The organism is Streptomyces sp. NPDC002574, assembly GCF_042889545.1.
GTDB lineage: Bacteria > Actinomycetota > Actinomycetes > Streptomycetales > Streptomycetaceae > Actinacidiphila.
Window position 1 is genome coordinate 64484 of sequence record NZ_JBIARB010000022.1, and the last position, 13844, is coordinate 78327.

General features: G+C 71.6%; 14 protein-coding genes and 1 tRNA gene. 7 read left to right on the forward strand and 8 right to left on the reverse strand.

What is annotated here, in order from left to right; translation table 11 throughout:
- Window positions 1-99: 99 nt before the first annotated feature.
- From galT to ACFYXS_RS37110, 4 genes are all read left to right on the forward strand, one after another.
- Complete coding sequence (galT, locus tag ACFYXS_RS37095; RefSeq protein WP_389256192.1) at window positions 100-1200, forward strand: galactose-1-phosphate uridylyltransferase; 1101 nt, start codon at window positions 100-102, stop codon at window positions 1198-1200.
- Between the two features lie 85 nt (window positions 1201-1285).
- Window positions 1286-2290, forward strand: a complete 1005-nt coding sequence (galE, locus tag ACFYXS_RS37100) for a UDP-glucose 4-epimerase GalE (RefSeq protein ID WP_389256193.1) — start codon at window positions 1286-1288, stop codon at window positions 2288-2290.
- 7 nt (window positions 2291-2297) lie between these two features.
- On the forward strand, window positions 2298-3446 hold the full coding sequence (gene galK, locus ACFYXS_RS37105) for a galactokinase (RefSeq protein ID WP_389256194.1): 1149 nt from the start codon (window positions 2298-2300) through the stop codon (window positions 3444-3446).
- 301 nt (window positions 3447-3747) lie between these two features.
- Window positions 3748-4560 (forward strand): LuxR C-terminal-related transcriptional regulator, encoded by an 813-nt coding sequence (locus tag ACFYXS_RS37110; RefSeq protein WP_389256195.1) that lies wholly within the window; start codon window positions 3748-3750, stop codon window positions 4558-4560.
- 61 nt (window positions 4561-4621) lie between these two features.
- On the opposite strand, the gene ACFYXS_RS37115 is transcribed toward ACFYXS_RS37110, so the two are convergent.
- The gene (locus tag ACFYXS_RS37115; protein ID WP_389256196.1) at window positions 4622-5734 is read right to left on the reverse strand and encodes an SH3 domain-containing protein; all 1113 of its coding nucleotides are present in this window, start codon (window positions 5732-5734) and stop codon (window positions 4622-4624) included.
- A 240-nt stretch (window positions 5735-5974) separates the two neighbouring features.
- Window positions 5975-6472: a MarR family transcriptional regulator gene (locus tag ACFYXS_RS37120; protein WP_319661713.1), complete on the reverse strand. Its 498-nt coding sequence runs from the start codon at window positions 6470-6472 to the stop codon at window positions 5975-5977.
- Between the two features lie 121 nt (window positions 6473-6593).
- Between ACFYXS_RS37120 and ACFYXS_RS37125 the strand changes: the two genes are divergently transcribed.
- Both ACFYXS_RS37125 and ACFYXS_RS37130 read left to right on the forward strand, forming a co-directional pair.
- Window positions 6594-7415, forward strand: coding sequence for a trans-aconitate 2-methyltransferase (locus ACFYXS_RS37125; protein WP_389256197.1), 822 nt, complete (start codon window positions 6594-6596; stop codon window positions 7413-7415).
- Window positions 7416-7419: 4 nt separating this feature from the next.
- A complete protein-coding gene (locus ACFYXS_RS37130; protein WP_389256198.1) occupies window positions 7420-7785 on the forward strand; it encodes a VOC family protein in 366 nt (121 codons plus the stop codon).
- Between the two features lie 28 nt (window positions 7786-7813).
- Here the strand turns inward: ACFYXS_RS37130 and ACFYXS_RS37135 are convergent, their stop codons facing one another.
- The 6 genes from ACFYXS_RS37135 to ACFYXS_RS37160 form a co-directional block, all read right to left on the reverse strand.
- Window positions 7814-8308: a hypothetical protein gene (locus ACFYXS_RS37135; protein WP_389256199.1), complete on the reverse strand. Its 495-nt coding sequence runs from the start codon at window positions 8306-8308 to the stop codon at window positions 7814-7816.
- Window positions 8309-8358: 50 nt separating this feature from the next.
- Window positions 8359-8946: an aminoacyl-tRNA hydrolase gene (gene pth / locus ACFYXS_RS37140; protein ID WP_389256200.1), complete on the reverse strand. Its 588-nt coding sequence runs from the start codon at window positions 8944-8946 to the stop codon at window positions 8359-8361.
- Window positions 8947-9032: 86 nt separating this feature from the next.
- Window positions 9033-9644 (reverse strand): 50S ribosomal protein L25/general stress protein Ctc, encoded by a 612-nt coding sequence (locus ACFYXS_RS37145; protein WP_389256201.1) that lies wholly within the window; start codon window positions 9642-9644, stop codon window positions 9033-9035.
- 187 nt (window positions 9645-9831) lie between these two features.
- Complete coding sequence (locus ACFYXS_RS37150; RefSeq protein ID WP_384290108.1) at window positions 9832-10809, reverse strand: ribose-phosphate diphosphokinase; 978 nt, start codon at window positions 10807-10809, stop codon at window positions 9832-9834.
- Window positions 10810-10949: 140 nt separating this feature from the next.
- Window positions 10950-12389, reverse strand: coding sequence for a bifunctional UDP-N-acetylglucosamine diphosphorylase/glucosamine-1-phosphate N-acetyltransferase GlmU (glmU, locus tag ACFYXS_RS37155; RefSeq protein ID WP_389256202.1), 1440 nt, complete (start codon window positions 12387-12389; stop codon window positions 10950-10952).
- A 106-nt stretch (window positions 12390-12495) separates the two neighbouring features.
- Window positions 12496-12566 (reverse strand) — tRNA-Gln (locus ACFYXS_RS37160).
- Between the two features lie 247 nt (window positions 12567-12813).
- Between ACFYXS_RS37160 and ACFYXS_RS37165 the strand changes: the two genes are divergently transcribed.
- The gene (locus tag ACFYXS_RS37165) at window positions 12814-13803 is read left to right on the forward strand and encodes an acyl-CoA desaturase (protein ID WP_389256203.1); all 990 of its coding nucleotides are present in this window, start codon (window positions 12814-12816) and stop codon (window positions 13801-13803) included.
- Window positions 13804-13844: the final 41 nt, after the last annotated feature.

A 13844-nucleotide genomic window follows, 5' to 3' on the forward strand; every position in this document is an offset into this window, starting at 1 on the left:
GATCACTCCCCGCAGCGCCGCATTCGTTGACGTTGCTGTTTCGTTGTGGTTCATTGTGTTCGGTTCTGTTGGTTGGGGTGTGTGTAAGGAGCCCGCAGGGTGAAGAAGACATCGACCCGGCTCGCCGACGGGCGCGAGCTGATCTACTACGACACCCGGGACGACGCGGTGCACGACGCCGTCGACCGGCGCCCGCTGGACCCGATGTCCTCGGTCTCCGAGATCCGTCACGACGTCCTGCTGGGCGACTCCGTCGCCATCGCCTCGCACCGCCAGGCCCGTACGTACCACCCGCCTGCGGACGAATGCCCGCTGTGTCCCACGCGTGACGGTCACCTCACCGAGATCCCCGACGACCACTACGAGGTCGCCGTCTTCGAGAACCGCTTTCCCTCACTCTCCGGAGAACATGGCCGTTGCGAGGTGGTCGTCTTCACCGACCACCACGACACGTCCTTCGCGGGTCTGAGCCCCGAGCGGGCGCGGCTGGTGCTCGACGCCTGGACCGATCGCACCCGCGAGCTGTCCCGGCTCCCGGGGGTCGAGCAGGTCTACTGCTTCGAGAACCGCGGCGAGGAGATCGGCGTCACCCTCGGCCACCCGCACGGCCAGATCTACGGCTACCCCTTCGCCACCCCGCGGACCGAGTTGATGCTGCGGTCGCTGGAGCGGCACAGCGAGGCCACCGGCGGGCGCAACCTCTTCGACGACGTCGTGGAGCGCGAGCGCGAGGACGGTTCGCGGATCGTCCTCGAAGGTGAGCACTGGACCGCCTTCGTCCCCTACGCCGCCCACTGGCCGTACGAGGTGCACCTCTACCCGCGCCGCCGGGTCCCCGACCTGCTCGGTCTGGACGAGGAGGCGCGCGCCGAGTTCCCGGCGGTCTACCTGGAACTGCTGCGCCGCTTCGACCGGATCTTCGACGAGGGGGGCACTCCCCCCGGCTTCGCCGGGGGGACCCCCACCGGGCCGGAGGCCGGGGGAGAGCCGCCGACCCCCTACATCTCGGGCTGGCACCAGGCGCCCTTCAGCAGCCCGCTGCGCCGGGAGTTCGCGCTGCACCTGGAGCTGTTCACGATCCGCCGCACCAAGGGGAAGCTGAAGTTCCTGGCGGGTTCGGAGTCCGGCATGAGCGTCTTCATCAACGACGTGCCGCCGGAGGCCGCCGCGGCCCGGCTGCGCGAGGTCGCCACCCCATGAGGGCGTCCACGGCATGCGCGCGACACGCCCTCGTCCGTCCCCACTACGGTTGCTCCGAGACGGACCCGAGAAAGGCTGAGACCTCATGAGCAACACCCCCAGCGCCGGTGCCCCCGGGACCGGCGGCAAGAAGGTCCTGGTGACCGGCGGCGCCGGTTACGTGGGCAGCGTCGTGGCGGCCCACCTGCTGGAGGCAGGGCACCGGGTCACCGTGCTGGACGACCTGTCCACCGGCTTCCGGGCGGGCGTGCCCGACGGCGCCACGTTCGTCGAGGGCCGCGTCCAGGACGCCGGCAAGGTGCTCGACTCCTCGTACGACGCCGTGCTGCACTTCGCGGCCAGCTCCCAGGTCGGCGAGTCCGTGGTCAACCCGGAGAAGTACTGGCGCAACAACGTCGCGGGCACCCTGGAACTGCTGGGCGCCATGCGCGAGACGGGGGTGCGCCGGCTGGTCTTCTCCTCTACGGCGGCCACCTACGGCGAGCCGAAGTCCGTCCCGATCACCGAGGACGAGCCGACGCTGCCGACCAACCCGTACGGCGCGTCCAAGCTCGCCGTCGACCACATGATCACCAGCGAGGCCGTCGCGCACGGTCTGGCCGCGGTGTCCCTGCGCTACTTCAACGTGGCAGGCGCCTACGGGGAGTTCGGTGAGCGGCACGACCCCGAGTCGCACCTGATCCCGCTGGTCCTCCAGGTCGCCCAGGGCCGCCGCGAGGCGATCTCGGTCTTCGGTGACGACTACCCGACCCCGGACGGCACCTGCATCCGCGACTACATCCACGTCGCGGACCTCGCCGAGGCGCACCTGCTCGCCGTCGACGCCGCCACCCCGGGCGAGCACCTGATCTGCAACCTGGGCAACGGCAACGGCTTCTCGGTGCGCGAGGTCGTCGAGACCGTACGGCAGGTCACCGGCCACCCCGTCCCCGAGGTCGTCGCCCCGCGCCGGGCCGGCGACCCCGCGGTCCTGGTCGCCTCCGCCGAGCGCGCCAAGGAGCGGCTGGGCTGGCGGCCCTCGCGCACCGACCTCGCGGAGATCGTCCGCGACGCCTGGACCTTCACGCAGGCCCTGCAGAACCGGGAGTAGAGCGACAGTGACAGCGGACGCCTTCCGAACGACGTACGGCACCGGGCCCGAGGGCGTGTGGGCCGCCCCCGGGCGGGTCAACCTCATCGGCGAGCACACCGACTACAACGACGGCTTCGTGATGCCCTTCGCGCTGCCGCACACCACCGTCGCGGCGGTCGCCCGCCGTGCCGACGGACGGCTGCGGCTGCACAGCGCCTCACCGGACGTCGACGGCGGCGTGGTCGAACTCCACGTGGACGAACTGGAGGCCGGGGGCGGCGCGGGCTGGGCCGACTACCCCGCCGGTGTGGTGTGGGCGCTGCGCGACGCCGGCCACGCGATCACCGGCGCCGACATCCACTTCGAGAGCACCGTCCCGACCGGTGCGGGCCTGTCGTCCTCGGCGGCTCTCGAGGTGGTGACGGCCGTCGCGCTCAACGAGCTGTACGGGCTGGGCCTGGAGCCCTGGCGGCTGGCCCGGCTGTGCCAGCGCGCCGAGAACGTCTACGTGGGCGCCCCCACCGGGATCATGGACCAGACCGCCTCGGCGTGCTGCACCGAGGGCCACGCGCTGTGGCTGGACACCCGTGACCTGTCGCAGCGTCAGATCCCGTTCGACATGGCCGCGCAGGGCCTGCGGCTGCTCGTCGTCGACACCCGGGTCACCCACGCCCACAGCGAGGGCGAGTACGGCAAGCGCCGGACCGGCTGCGAGCGGGCGGCGGACGTGCTGGGCGTCGACGCGCTGCGCGACATCCCCTACGACGGTCTCGACGCGGCCCTGGAGCAGCTGACCGGCGAGCCCGAACTGCGCCCGCTGGTACGGCACGTGGTGACCGAGGACCGGCGCGTGGAGCGGGTCGTCGGACTGCTGGAGGCGGGCGACGCCCGCGCCATCGGACCGGTACTGACCGAGGGGCACGCCTCGCTCCGCGACGACTTCCGGGTCTCCTGCCCCGAACTCGACCTCGTGGTCTCCGCGGGCAACGAGGCCGGGGCGCTCGGCGCCCGCATGACGGGCGGCGGATTCGGCGGCTCGGCCATTGTGCTGGTCGAGGAGCCGGCCGCGGAGAAGGTCGCCGACTCGGTGGTGGCCGCCTTCGCCGACGCGGGGTACCGCGAACCCCGCGTCTTCACCGCGGTGCCCTCGGCGGGCGCGCGGCGGCTCGCGTAGCTCAGCGACCCCCGGCGCACGGGCCACGCCGTGCACCGGGGGTCACACCCGCGGACCCGGGCCGGCAACTGGGCCCGCCCAGTTTTTCCATTCCGGCGCCTTTGTCTGCTCCTGCCCCTAGGCTCTTGAACAGCGCCGGTGGGGGCCGGTGGCATCAGGGGGCGAGACACAAGGGTTCGGCACCTGGCGGAGGACGACGGCTAGCCCGGCGGCATGCGACGTCCGATCCAGGTGCCGGGCCTCAGTGCACCTCAACCTCGTCCGTTGGGGGGAAAACCGCCTAATGCCGGGAGTGGGGCCCGTGGGACGAATCCGTGTTCTCGTCGTGGACGACCATCGCATCTTCGCCGAGTCGCTCGCCGCGGCCCTGGCCGCGGAACCCGATGTCGACGTGTCGGCAGCCGGCAGCGGCGTGGCCGCCCAGCGCTGTCTGGAACGCGCGACGGCGGACGGCCGCCGCTACGACGTACTGCTGGTGGACGCCGACCTCGGGTCGGCCGCGGGCGTGGTGGGCGTGCGCACGCTGAACGCCGTGGACACCACCGGCTCCGCCGCCGTCCCTTCCACCGGCCCTGCCGCCCCCGGCGGCACGCCGCCCGGTGTCGACGGCATCGCCCTGGTGGAACGCGTCAGGAACGAATACCCCGCCACCCGCACGGTGGTGCTCGCCGAGCGTGACGACGCCCGCCGCGCCGCCCGCGCGCTGCAGGCCGGTGCGTCGGGCTGGGTGGCCAAGGACTGCTCGCTGTCCCGGCTGCTGGCGGTCATGCGCGGGGTACTGCGGGACGAGACCCATCTCCCGCCGGCCCTGCTCACGGGTGTGCTGCGGGAGTTGACCGCCGCCCGCCGCCACCGCACCGAGAGCGAACAGCTGGTGGAGTCGCTCACCCCGCGCGAACAGGAGGTCCTGCGCTGCATGGTGGCGGGACTGGGCCGCAAGGCGGTGGCCGAACGGCTCTACCTGTCCCCGCACACCGTCCGCACCCATATGCAGAACGTGCTGGGCAAGTTGGGCGTGCACTCGACGCTGGCCGCCGTGGCGCTGGCCCGGCGGGCCGGGGTGCCCCCGGTGGAGGGCGACGGCGGCCGGGTGGGCTCGGCGGCCCCGGCGTGACACGACGGCGGCCCGCCCTCCCCGGAACCGGGAGGACGGGCCGCCGGATCATCGCGATGTCCTAGCGACCGCGACCGCCGCCGCCTTCGCCGCCACGGCCTCCGCCGCCACCACCGTAGTTGCCGCCGTCACCACCGCGACCGCCGCCGCCACCACCGTAGTTGCCGCCGCCACCACCACGGCCGTCGTCGCGGCCTCCGCCGCCACCGCCGCCGTAGCAGCCTCCGCCGCCACCGCCGCCGTAGCCGCCACCGCCGCCGTAGTTGCCGCCGCCACCACCACCGTAGTTGCCGCCGCGGCCACCGCCTTCGCCGCCGCGGCCACCGCCGCCGCCACCGCGACCGCCGCCTTCGCCGCCACGGCCTCCGCCGTCACCGTTACGGCCGTCGTCGCCGAAGCTGAAGCCACGGCCGCCGCCACCGCCGCCGCCACGGCCTCCGCCGCCGTCGCCGCCACGGCCTCCGCCGCCGTCGCCGCCGCGACCGCCACCGCCGCCACGGCCGTCGTCGCGGCCACCGCCGCCACCGCCACCGCCGTAGCAGCCTCCGCCGCCTCCGCCGATGCCGCCGATGCCGCCGATGCCGCCGATGCCGCCACCGCCGATACCGCCGATACCGCCGATGCCGCCGCCACCAATGCCGCCGATGCCGCCGATGCCGCCACCGCCGATACCGCCGCCACCACCACCACTGAGCTCGCTGGCGTTGCAGACGCGCGGCGAAGCGCCGACGTTGGCGATGTAACGCCCCGCCGACCATGCGTAGAGGTTCTGGGCCAGGCGGTACCAACGCGGGTTACCACCGATGTCCTGGCCATTGGTCTTGCAGACGATCGAGACCAGAGCGTTGTACGGGAGCACGCCCACCGAGCTGTACTGCGTGCCCGGGCCGCTGCGGACGCGCAGACCGATACGGGCGACGACACGGCCCTGGTAGAGGGCGCTGTTGGGGCCGGCCGCCGCTGCGGACGCGATCTCGCCGGACAGGTCCGGGAGGTCCTCGCCGGCGCCCACGCTTTCCGTGTTCCCCGAGGGAGCCGGTGCGGCCTTCGGCGCGCCGGGTGCAGCGATCTCGTCGGCGAACGCGGTGCCCATCGTGCCAATGGCAAGGGTGCCGGCCAAGGCGCCGGTCACCGCTGTCGCGGCTATCTTGCTTGCGCGGGTGTGCAGAGTCATCTGCATCTCCAAGGTGGAGCGGGACCCGACAGGGTCCAGGGATTGGAAGCCGGCGCGGCTCGGCGCCTTTCAAAAAATGGCGCCGGTGCTCGGGTGCGCCGGCAGCCGCAAAGGTGGCCATCCGGGCCTTTATGCGGCATTCACGTAGATCACGCTAGATCTGCCACTTTGGGTGCGCAACCGGTGGCAGAGCGTGGCCGTTTGTGATCTTCCCTGGGCGATTACGCCGGGTAATCGGCCTCAGCTCGGGATGTTGTCGAACGGCGCCGTCAACTGGCGCAGAAGATCGGCGAGTTCCCCGCGCTGGCGGCCGGAGAGTTCGCCGAGGATGGCCCGTTCCTGCGCGAGCAGCCCCGCCAGGGCCTGGTCGGCGCGGTCCCGGCCCTCCGGGGTGAGCCGTACGAGGACTCCGCGCCGGTCCGAGGGGTCGGGGAGCCGTTCCACCAGACCCTTCTTGGTGAGCCGGTCGATGCGGTTGGTCATCGTCCCGGACGTCACGAGCGTCTGGGTGAGCAGTTGTCCCGGGGAGAGCTGGTAGGGCGCGCCCGCGCGGCGCAGCGACGTGAGGACGTCGAACTCCCATGGCTCCAGGCCGTGCTCGGCGAACGCCAGGCGACGCGCCCGGTCCAGGTGCCGCGCCAGTCGGCTGACCCGGCTGAGTACCTCGAGCGGTTCGACGTCGAGGTCGGGGCGCTCCCTGCGCCACGCCGCGACCAGCCGGTCGACCTCGTCCTCCATGGGGATCAGTGTAGTGGTTCTGTCGACATGAAGTCTCTTGACATCAAGAGATTAGGTGCGCAACCTTGTGGGCAAGGTCGGCCGCAGGAAGAGATCCAACTTTCGCCAGGGAGTTCGAGACATGCCCGCAGCATCGTGGGACCCGCAGCAGTACCTCCGGCACTCCACCCACAGGACCCGTCCCTTCCACGACCTTCTGGCCCGGATACCGGAGCTCCCCGGCCCGTCCCCGCGCATCGCCGACATCGGCTGCGGCCCCGGCAACGTCACGGCCCTGCTCGCGGACCGCTGGCCCACCGCACGCATCACCGGCTTCGACAGCTCCGCCGAGATGCTGGAGGCCGCGCAGGCCCACGCGGGCCCCACCCCTGGGGGCGGCGGCCTGGACTTCAGGGCCGCCGACGCCGCGCACTGGGTGCCGGAGGAGGACTACGACCTGATCGTGTCCAATGCCGCCCTGCAATGGGTCGAGGGCCACGCCGAGCGCTTCCCCGAGTGGACCGGGCACCTGGTGCCCGGCGGTGTGCTCGCCTTCCAGGTGCCGGGCAACTTCACCTCCCCCAGCCACGCGCTGCTGGGCGAGCTCTGCGACTCCCCGGCCTGGCGCCACCGGCTCGGCGACGGCCACGGCCGCCGCTACGTGCACATCCTGGAGCCCGCCGCCTACCTGGAACGCCTCATCGACATCCCGGACATCGACGTGGACGTCGACGTCTGGGAGACCACCTACGTCCAGTTGCTCCAGGGCGAGGACCCGGTCCTGGAGTGGACCAAGGGCACCGCGCTGCGTCCGGTGCTCACCGAACTGGCCGACGACCCCGCCGCCGTCACGGAGTTCCTCGGTCAGTACCGCGACCTGCTGCGCAAGGCCTACCCCGCGGGCCCGCACGGCACCGTCTTCCCGTTCCGGCGGATCTTCGCCATCGCACGAAAGGCCCGTTGACCCCGTGATAGCCGCGCTCGACCACGTCCAGCTCGCGGCGCCGCCCGGTTCCGAGGAACGGCTGCGCGCCTACTACGCCGGCGTCCTCGGCATGACCGAGGTGGCCAAGCCGCCGGTGCTGGCCGCCCGTGGCGGATGCTGGTTCACCTCCGGCGCCGCCCAGATCCACATCGGGGTGGAGGAGGACTTCCGCCCCGCGCGCAAGGCCCATCCGGGCCTGCGGGTGCGCGGCATCCGCGCCTACGCCGAGACGCTGGAGTCCCGGGGCGCGACGGTCGTCTGGGACCACGACCTGCCGGGCCACCAGCGCTTCTACTCCGAGGACCCGTTCGGCAACCGCCTGGAGTTCCTGGAGCCCGAGGGCGCCTGAGCGGACCGGGGTGCCGGGGGCGGCGGGCCTACAGCGTGAGGAACGCCGCCCCCAGCAGCGCCGCCCCGGCGATCCCCGCCACCCAGGCGGTGCGGGTCCACCGCAGCCCGCCCGCCAGCACGAGCGCCGCCAGCAACAGCGCGCCCCCGAACGGGATCCAGGTGTGCAGCACGCCCGCCGTGCCGACCCGGACCACCGTTTCGGTGCCGGGCTCGACGGCGACGGGGATCCGCTCGCCGACACGGTGCGTGACCGCCTTGTCGATCGTCACCTTCGCCCGAATGGAACCGAGGCCGGTCGGCACGAAGGGTCCCGTGCAGGTGTCGGCGGCGCAGGCGGAGACCGTCATGGTGCCCCGCTCGCGCCCCTTGGTGAGCATCGCGTGCTGGGCGGTCTTCCACGAGGTCCACACCCCGGCCGCCAGGATCACCAGGACGAGGGCGCTCAGCACCACGATCCGGGCGACCAGCACCAGACCCCAGGTGCTCTCGGCGGTGCGGCGGGCAAGACTCCGTTTGGCCATGCGGGCGATCCTTGGCCATCGCCTGCCACTCGGTCAACCTCGCAGGTCGGTCAGCTGTTGTACGTGCCCTGCGCCCGCTCCAGGCCCTCGCAGATCAGTGCCTCCACGGCGTCGGCCGCCCGGTCCACGAACCAGTCCAGCTCCTTGCGCTCCGTGCCGGAGAAGTCCTTGAGCACGAAGTCGGCCACCTGCATCCGGCCCGGCGGGCGCCCGATGCCGCAGCGCACCCGCAGGTAGTCCGGGCCGAGCGACTTGGTGATCGACTTCAGGCCGTTGTGCCCGTTGTCGCCGCCGCCCTTCTTGAGCCGCAGCGTCGCGTAGTCGATGTCCAGTTCGTCGTGGACGGAGATGATGTTGCCGAGCGGCACCTTGTAGAAGTCGCGCAGCGCGGTCACCGGTCCGCCCGAGAGGTTCATGAACGTCATCGGCTTGGCCAGCACCACCCGGTGGCCGCTGACGCGCCCCTCCACCACCTGTGAGCGGCTCTTGTGGGTCTTGAAGCGCCCGCCGATCCGGTCGGCGAGCAGATCGGCCACCATGAAGCCGATGTTGTGCCGGTTGCCGGCGTACTCAGGTCCGGGGTTGCCCAGTCCGGCCACCAGCCAGGGCCCCTCGGGGGCGCTTTCCGCTGCGCTCATGCTCATGGCGTCCATTCAACAGGACCGCCGTCCCGCTCCGGTGGGAGCGGGACGGCGGTCGTGAAAAGCGTGCTGCGTGCCGCTGATTACTCGGCGGCGGCCTCGGCGCCCTCGGCGCCCTCGGCCTCCTCGCCCTCACCCTCGGCGGGGGCCTCGGCCTGGGCGGCGACGACCTGCAGGACGACGGTGTCCTCGTCGACGGCCAGGGTGGTGCCCTTGGGGAGCGGGATGTCCTTGGCGAGGATGGAGGTACCGGCCTCCAGGCCCTCGACGGAGACGGTGACGCCGTCGGGGATGTGGGTGGCCTCGGCCTCGACCGGCAGCGCGTTGAGCACGTGCTCCAGGAGGTTGCCGCCGGGGGCGAGCTCGCCCTCGGTGCTGACCACGATCTCGACGGTGACCTTCTCGCCGCGCTTGACCGAGAGCAGGTCGACGTGCTCCAGGAAGCCCTTCAGCGGGTCGCGCGTCACGGCCTTGGGGATGACGAGCTCCTTGCCGTCACCCTCGATGTCCAGGCTGATCAGGACGTTCGGGGTGCGCAGGGCGAGCAGCAGCTCGTGACCCGGCATGGAGACGTGCTTGGGGTCCTGGCCGTGGCCGTAGATGACACCGGGGACCTGGTTCGCGCGGCGGATGCGGCGGGCAGCGCCCTTGCCGAACTCGGTGCGCAGCTGGGCGGCGATCTTCACCTCGGACATGGGAATCACACTCCTCGTAGTGACGACGGGACTTCGGTCTGGTCGCCCAGCCCACGACGGGCCGTTCCACTTGCGAGGAGCGCGCCGATAACGGAGTCCGCCGCCGAAACGGGACGGCCTCCCTCGCCGAGCAACTCGGTGAGTCTACCCGGCGGGGAGGCCGCCCCGGAAATCGATCAGCGTGTGATCAGTGCGAGTCCTCGAAGAGGCTCGTCACGGAACCGTCCTCGAAGACCTCGCGGACCGCGTTGGCGAGGGTCGGCGCGATCGACAGCACGGTGATCTTGTCCAGCTCCAGCTCGCCCGGCGTGGGCAGCGTGTCCGTGAAGACGAACTCGCTCACCTTGGAGTTCTTCAGCCGGTCCGCGGCCGGCCCGGAGAGCACGCCGTGGGTGGCGGTCACGATGACGTCCTCCGCGCCGTTGGCGAACAGGGCGTCCGCCGCGGCGCAGATGGTGCCACCGGTGTCGATCATGTCGTCCACCAGGACGCAGATGCGGCCGCGCACGTCACCGACGACCTCGTGCACGGTGACCTGGTTGGCGACGTCCGGGTCGCGCCGCTTGTGGACGATCGCCAGCGGCGCGCCGAGCCGGTCGCACCAGCGGTCGGCCACCCGGACGCGGCCGGCGTCGGGGGAGACCACGGTGAGCTTGGAGCGGTCGACCTTGGCGCCCACGTAGTCGGCCAGCAGCGGCAGCGCGAACAGGTGGTCCACCGGTCCGTCGAAGAAGCCCTGGATCTGGTCGGTGTGCAGGTCGACCGTGAGGATGCGGTCGGCACCCGCGGTCTTGAGCACATCGGCGATGAGCCGCGCCGAGATGGGCTCGCGGCCGCGGTGCTTCTTGTCCTGCCGGGCGTAGCCGTAGAAGGGCACGACCACGGTGATGCGCTTGGCGGATGCCCGCTTCAGCGCGTCGATCATGATCAGCTGCTCCATGATCCACTTGTTGATGGGGGCGGTGTGGCTCTGGATGACGAAGGCGTCCGAGCCGCGTGCCGACTCCTCGAAACGGACGTAGATCTCACCGTTCGCGAAGTCGAAGGCCTTGGTCGGCACAAGGGAAACGCCCAGCTCGCGTGCCACCTCCTCCGCGAGCTCGGGGTGTGCGCGGCCGGAGAAGAGCATCAGCTTCTTCTCACCGGTCGTCTTGATCCCGGTCACTGCACCGTCTCCTTGGTGTTCAACGCAGCTTCGCCCACGGTCGGCTAGCCGGCGGAATTGTCTGCACCTCACACGGTACGCGCTGCTGGGAGCACCCGCGCACGTGAGAATGGCCTCGTCCTGTCCGCCCCCGGGTCCGGCTAGGCGTCCTGCTCGTCCTGCTGGGCGCGTTCGGCGGCGTGCGCCGCGGCGCTTCCCGGGCGCTTCCGGGCCACCCAGCCCTCGATGTTGCGCTGCTGGCCGCGCGCGACGGCGAGCGAACCGGCGGGCACGTCCTTGGTGATGACCGATCCCGCGGCGGTGTAGGCGCCGTCCCCGACTGTGACGGGGGCCACGAACATGTTGTCCGAGCCGGTGCGGCAGTGGGAGCCGATGGTGGTGTGGTGCTTGTGCTGTCCGTCGTAGTTGACGAAGACGCTGGCCGCGCCGATGTTGCTGTACTCGCCGATGGTCGCGTCGCCGACGTACGACAGGTGCGGGACCTTGGTGCCCTCGCCGACCGTGGCGTTCTTCATCTCGACGTACGTGCCGGCCTTGGACTTCAGGCCGAGCCGGGTGCCCGGGCGCAGGTAGGCGTACGGGCCCACGCTGGCCGCCTCGCCGATCTCGGCGCCGTCGCAGACCGCGTTGACCACACGGGCGCCGGGGCCGACCAGGGTGTCGGTCAGGGTGCAGTTGGGGCCCACCTCGGCGCCGGCGGCGAGCCGGGTGGTGCCGTACAGCTGGGTGTTCGGCAGGACGACCGTGTCGGGCTCGAACTCCACCGTGACGTCCACCCACGTGGAGGCCGGGTCCATGATCGTCGCGCCTTCGAGCATCGCCCGTTCCAGCAGGCGGTCGTTGAGCAGGCGGCGCGCCTCGGCGAGCTGAACGCGGTTGTTGATCCCGGCGATCTCGCGGTGGTCGGCGGCCACGGAGGCGCCGACGCGGTGACCGGCCTCGCGCAGGATGCCCAGGGTGTCGGTCAGGTACTCCTCGCCCTGGGCGTTGTCGGTGGTCACCTTGGCCAGCGCGTCCGCCAGCAGCGCCGCGTCGAACGCGAACACCCCGGAGTTGATCTCGCAGATGGCGCGCTGCTCGACGGTGGCGTCCTTCTGCTCCACGATCGCCAGCACCGAGCCGTCCTCGCCGCGCACGATGCGGCCGTAGCCCGTCGGGTCGGGGACCTCGGCGGTGAGCACGGTCACCGCGTTGGCGTCGGCGGCGTGCGCGGCGATCAGGGCGCGCAGCGTGTCGGGGGTGAGCAGCGGGGTGTCGCCGGCGGCGATCACCACCGTGCCGCTGAGCTCGGGGAGTTCCGCGAGTCCGACGCGGACCGCGTGGCCGGTGCCGTTCTGCTCGTGCTGGACCGCGGTGCGGATCGACGGGTCGATCTCGCCGAGGTGCGCGGTCACCCGGTCGCGGGCGTGGCCGACGACGACGAGCAGGTGCTCGGGGTCCAGGGCGCGCGCGGCGGCGACGACGTGCCCCACCAGGGAACGGCCACTGATCGCGTGCAGGACTTTGGGGGTTGCCGACTTCATGCGGGTGCCCTCACCCGCGGCAAGGACGATGACGGCAGCCGGGCGGTGGGCGCTCACGGAAGGGGCTCCTCGGCGTGGGGTGACATTCACCCGCAGGATACCGGGGCGTAAAGGGCGAGACGCACGGAAGGGCGACGCGGGCGTGCGCGACTCCGGGGAGGTGCTCCGCTGCCAGGATTCGAACCCGGACTTAAGGGACCAAAACCCTCAGTGCTGCCGTTACACCACAGCGGATGGCAGAAGCCGTCGTACCGGACACCCCTGTCGGCGGTGCCCGTTCGGCCTCCCCCACTATGCCGCACCGAGGCCCCCCAATGCGACGACAAAGATCGGCACTTCTCCCTCCCCGATCGTGGGTACATGTGCCAAGAGCCGTATTCCGGCCGACACGCGCGCTCGGTTCGGCCGTCACTTGGAGTTGCCGGAATTACGGCACCGTAGGTTACGGTTGCGTAGCTCCCCGACATCGTGAGGGACCCCCATGACCACACAGACCGACGTGATCACCGAGTCCCCGGAACCCGGGCCCGGCGACGGCACGTCGCTTCCGCGCGCCACCCTCGGCGCGGACCGGAAGCAGTCACTTGAACAGATCACCCTCGGACTCTTCATCGCGATCCCCTTCCTCGCGCTCGTCGCGGCGATCCCGTTCGCGTGGGGCCGGGGCCTGAGCTGGCTCGACCTCGGCCTGATGGTCGGGATGTACTTCCTGGGCTGCCACGGCATCACCATCGGCTTCCACCGCCACTTCACCCACGGCTCGTTCAAGGCCAACCGGCCGCTCAAGATCGCCCTGGCGATCGCCGGCTCCATGGCCGTCGAGGGGCCGGTCGTGCGCTGGGTCGCCGACCACCGCAGGCACCACCGGTACTCCGACGCCGAGGGCGACCCGCACAGCCCCTGGCGCTACGGGGAGACCCTGCCGGCCCTGCTGAAGGGCCTGTGGTGGGCGCACATGGGCTGGCTCTTCGACGAGGAGCAGACCCCGCAGCAGAAGTACGCCCCGGACCTGGTCAAGGACCCGGCGATCCGGCGGGTCAGCCGCGACTTCTGGCTCTGGACGACGGTCTCGCTGGCGCTGCCGCCGCTCGTCGGCGGTCTGGTCACCATGTCCTGGACCGGCGCCGCCACCGCCTTCTTCTGGGGCTCCCTGGTGCGCGTCGCGCTGCTGCACCACGTCACGTGGTCGATCAACTCGATCTGCCACGCGGTCGGCAAGCGCCCCTTCCGCTCCCGCGACAAGTCCGGCAACGTCTGGTGGCTGGCCGTCCTGTCCTGCGGCGAGTCCTGGCACAACCTCCACCACGCCGATCCGACCAGCGCCCGGCACGGTGTGCTGCGCGGCCAGATCGACTCCAGTGCCCGGATCATCCGCTGGTTCGAGATGCTGGGCTGGGCCACGGACGTGCGCTGGCCGACCTCTGACCGTATCGCGGCCCGCCGTAAGGAAAGCGTCAGCGAAGCGGCATGATTGACGGGTGAGCGACGGCAGCAGTAGCAGCAGAGGGAGCG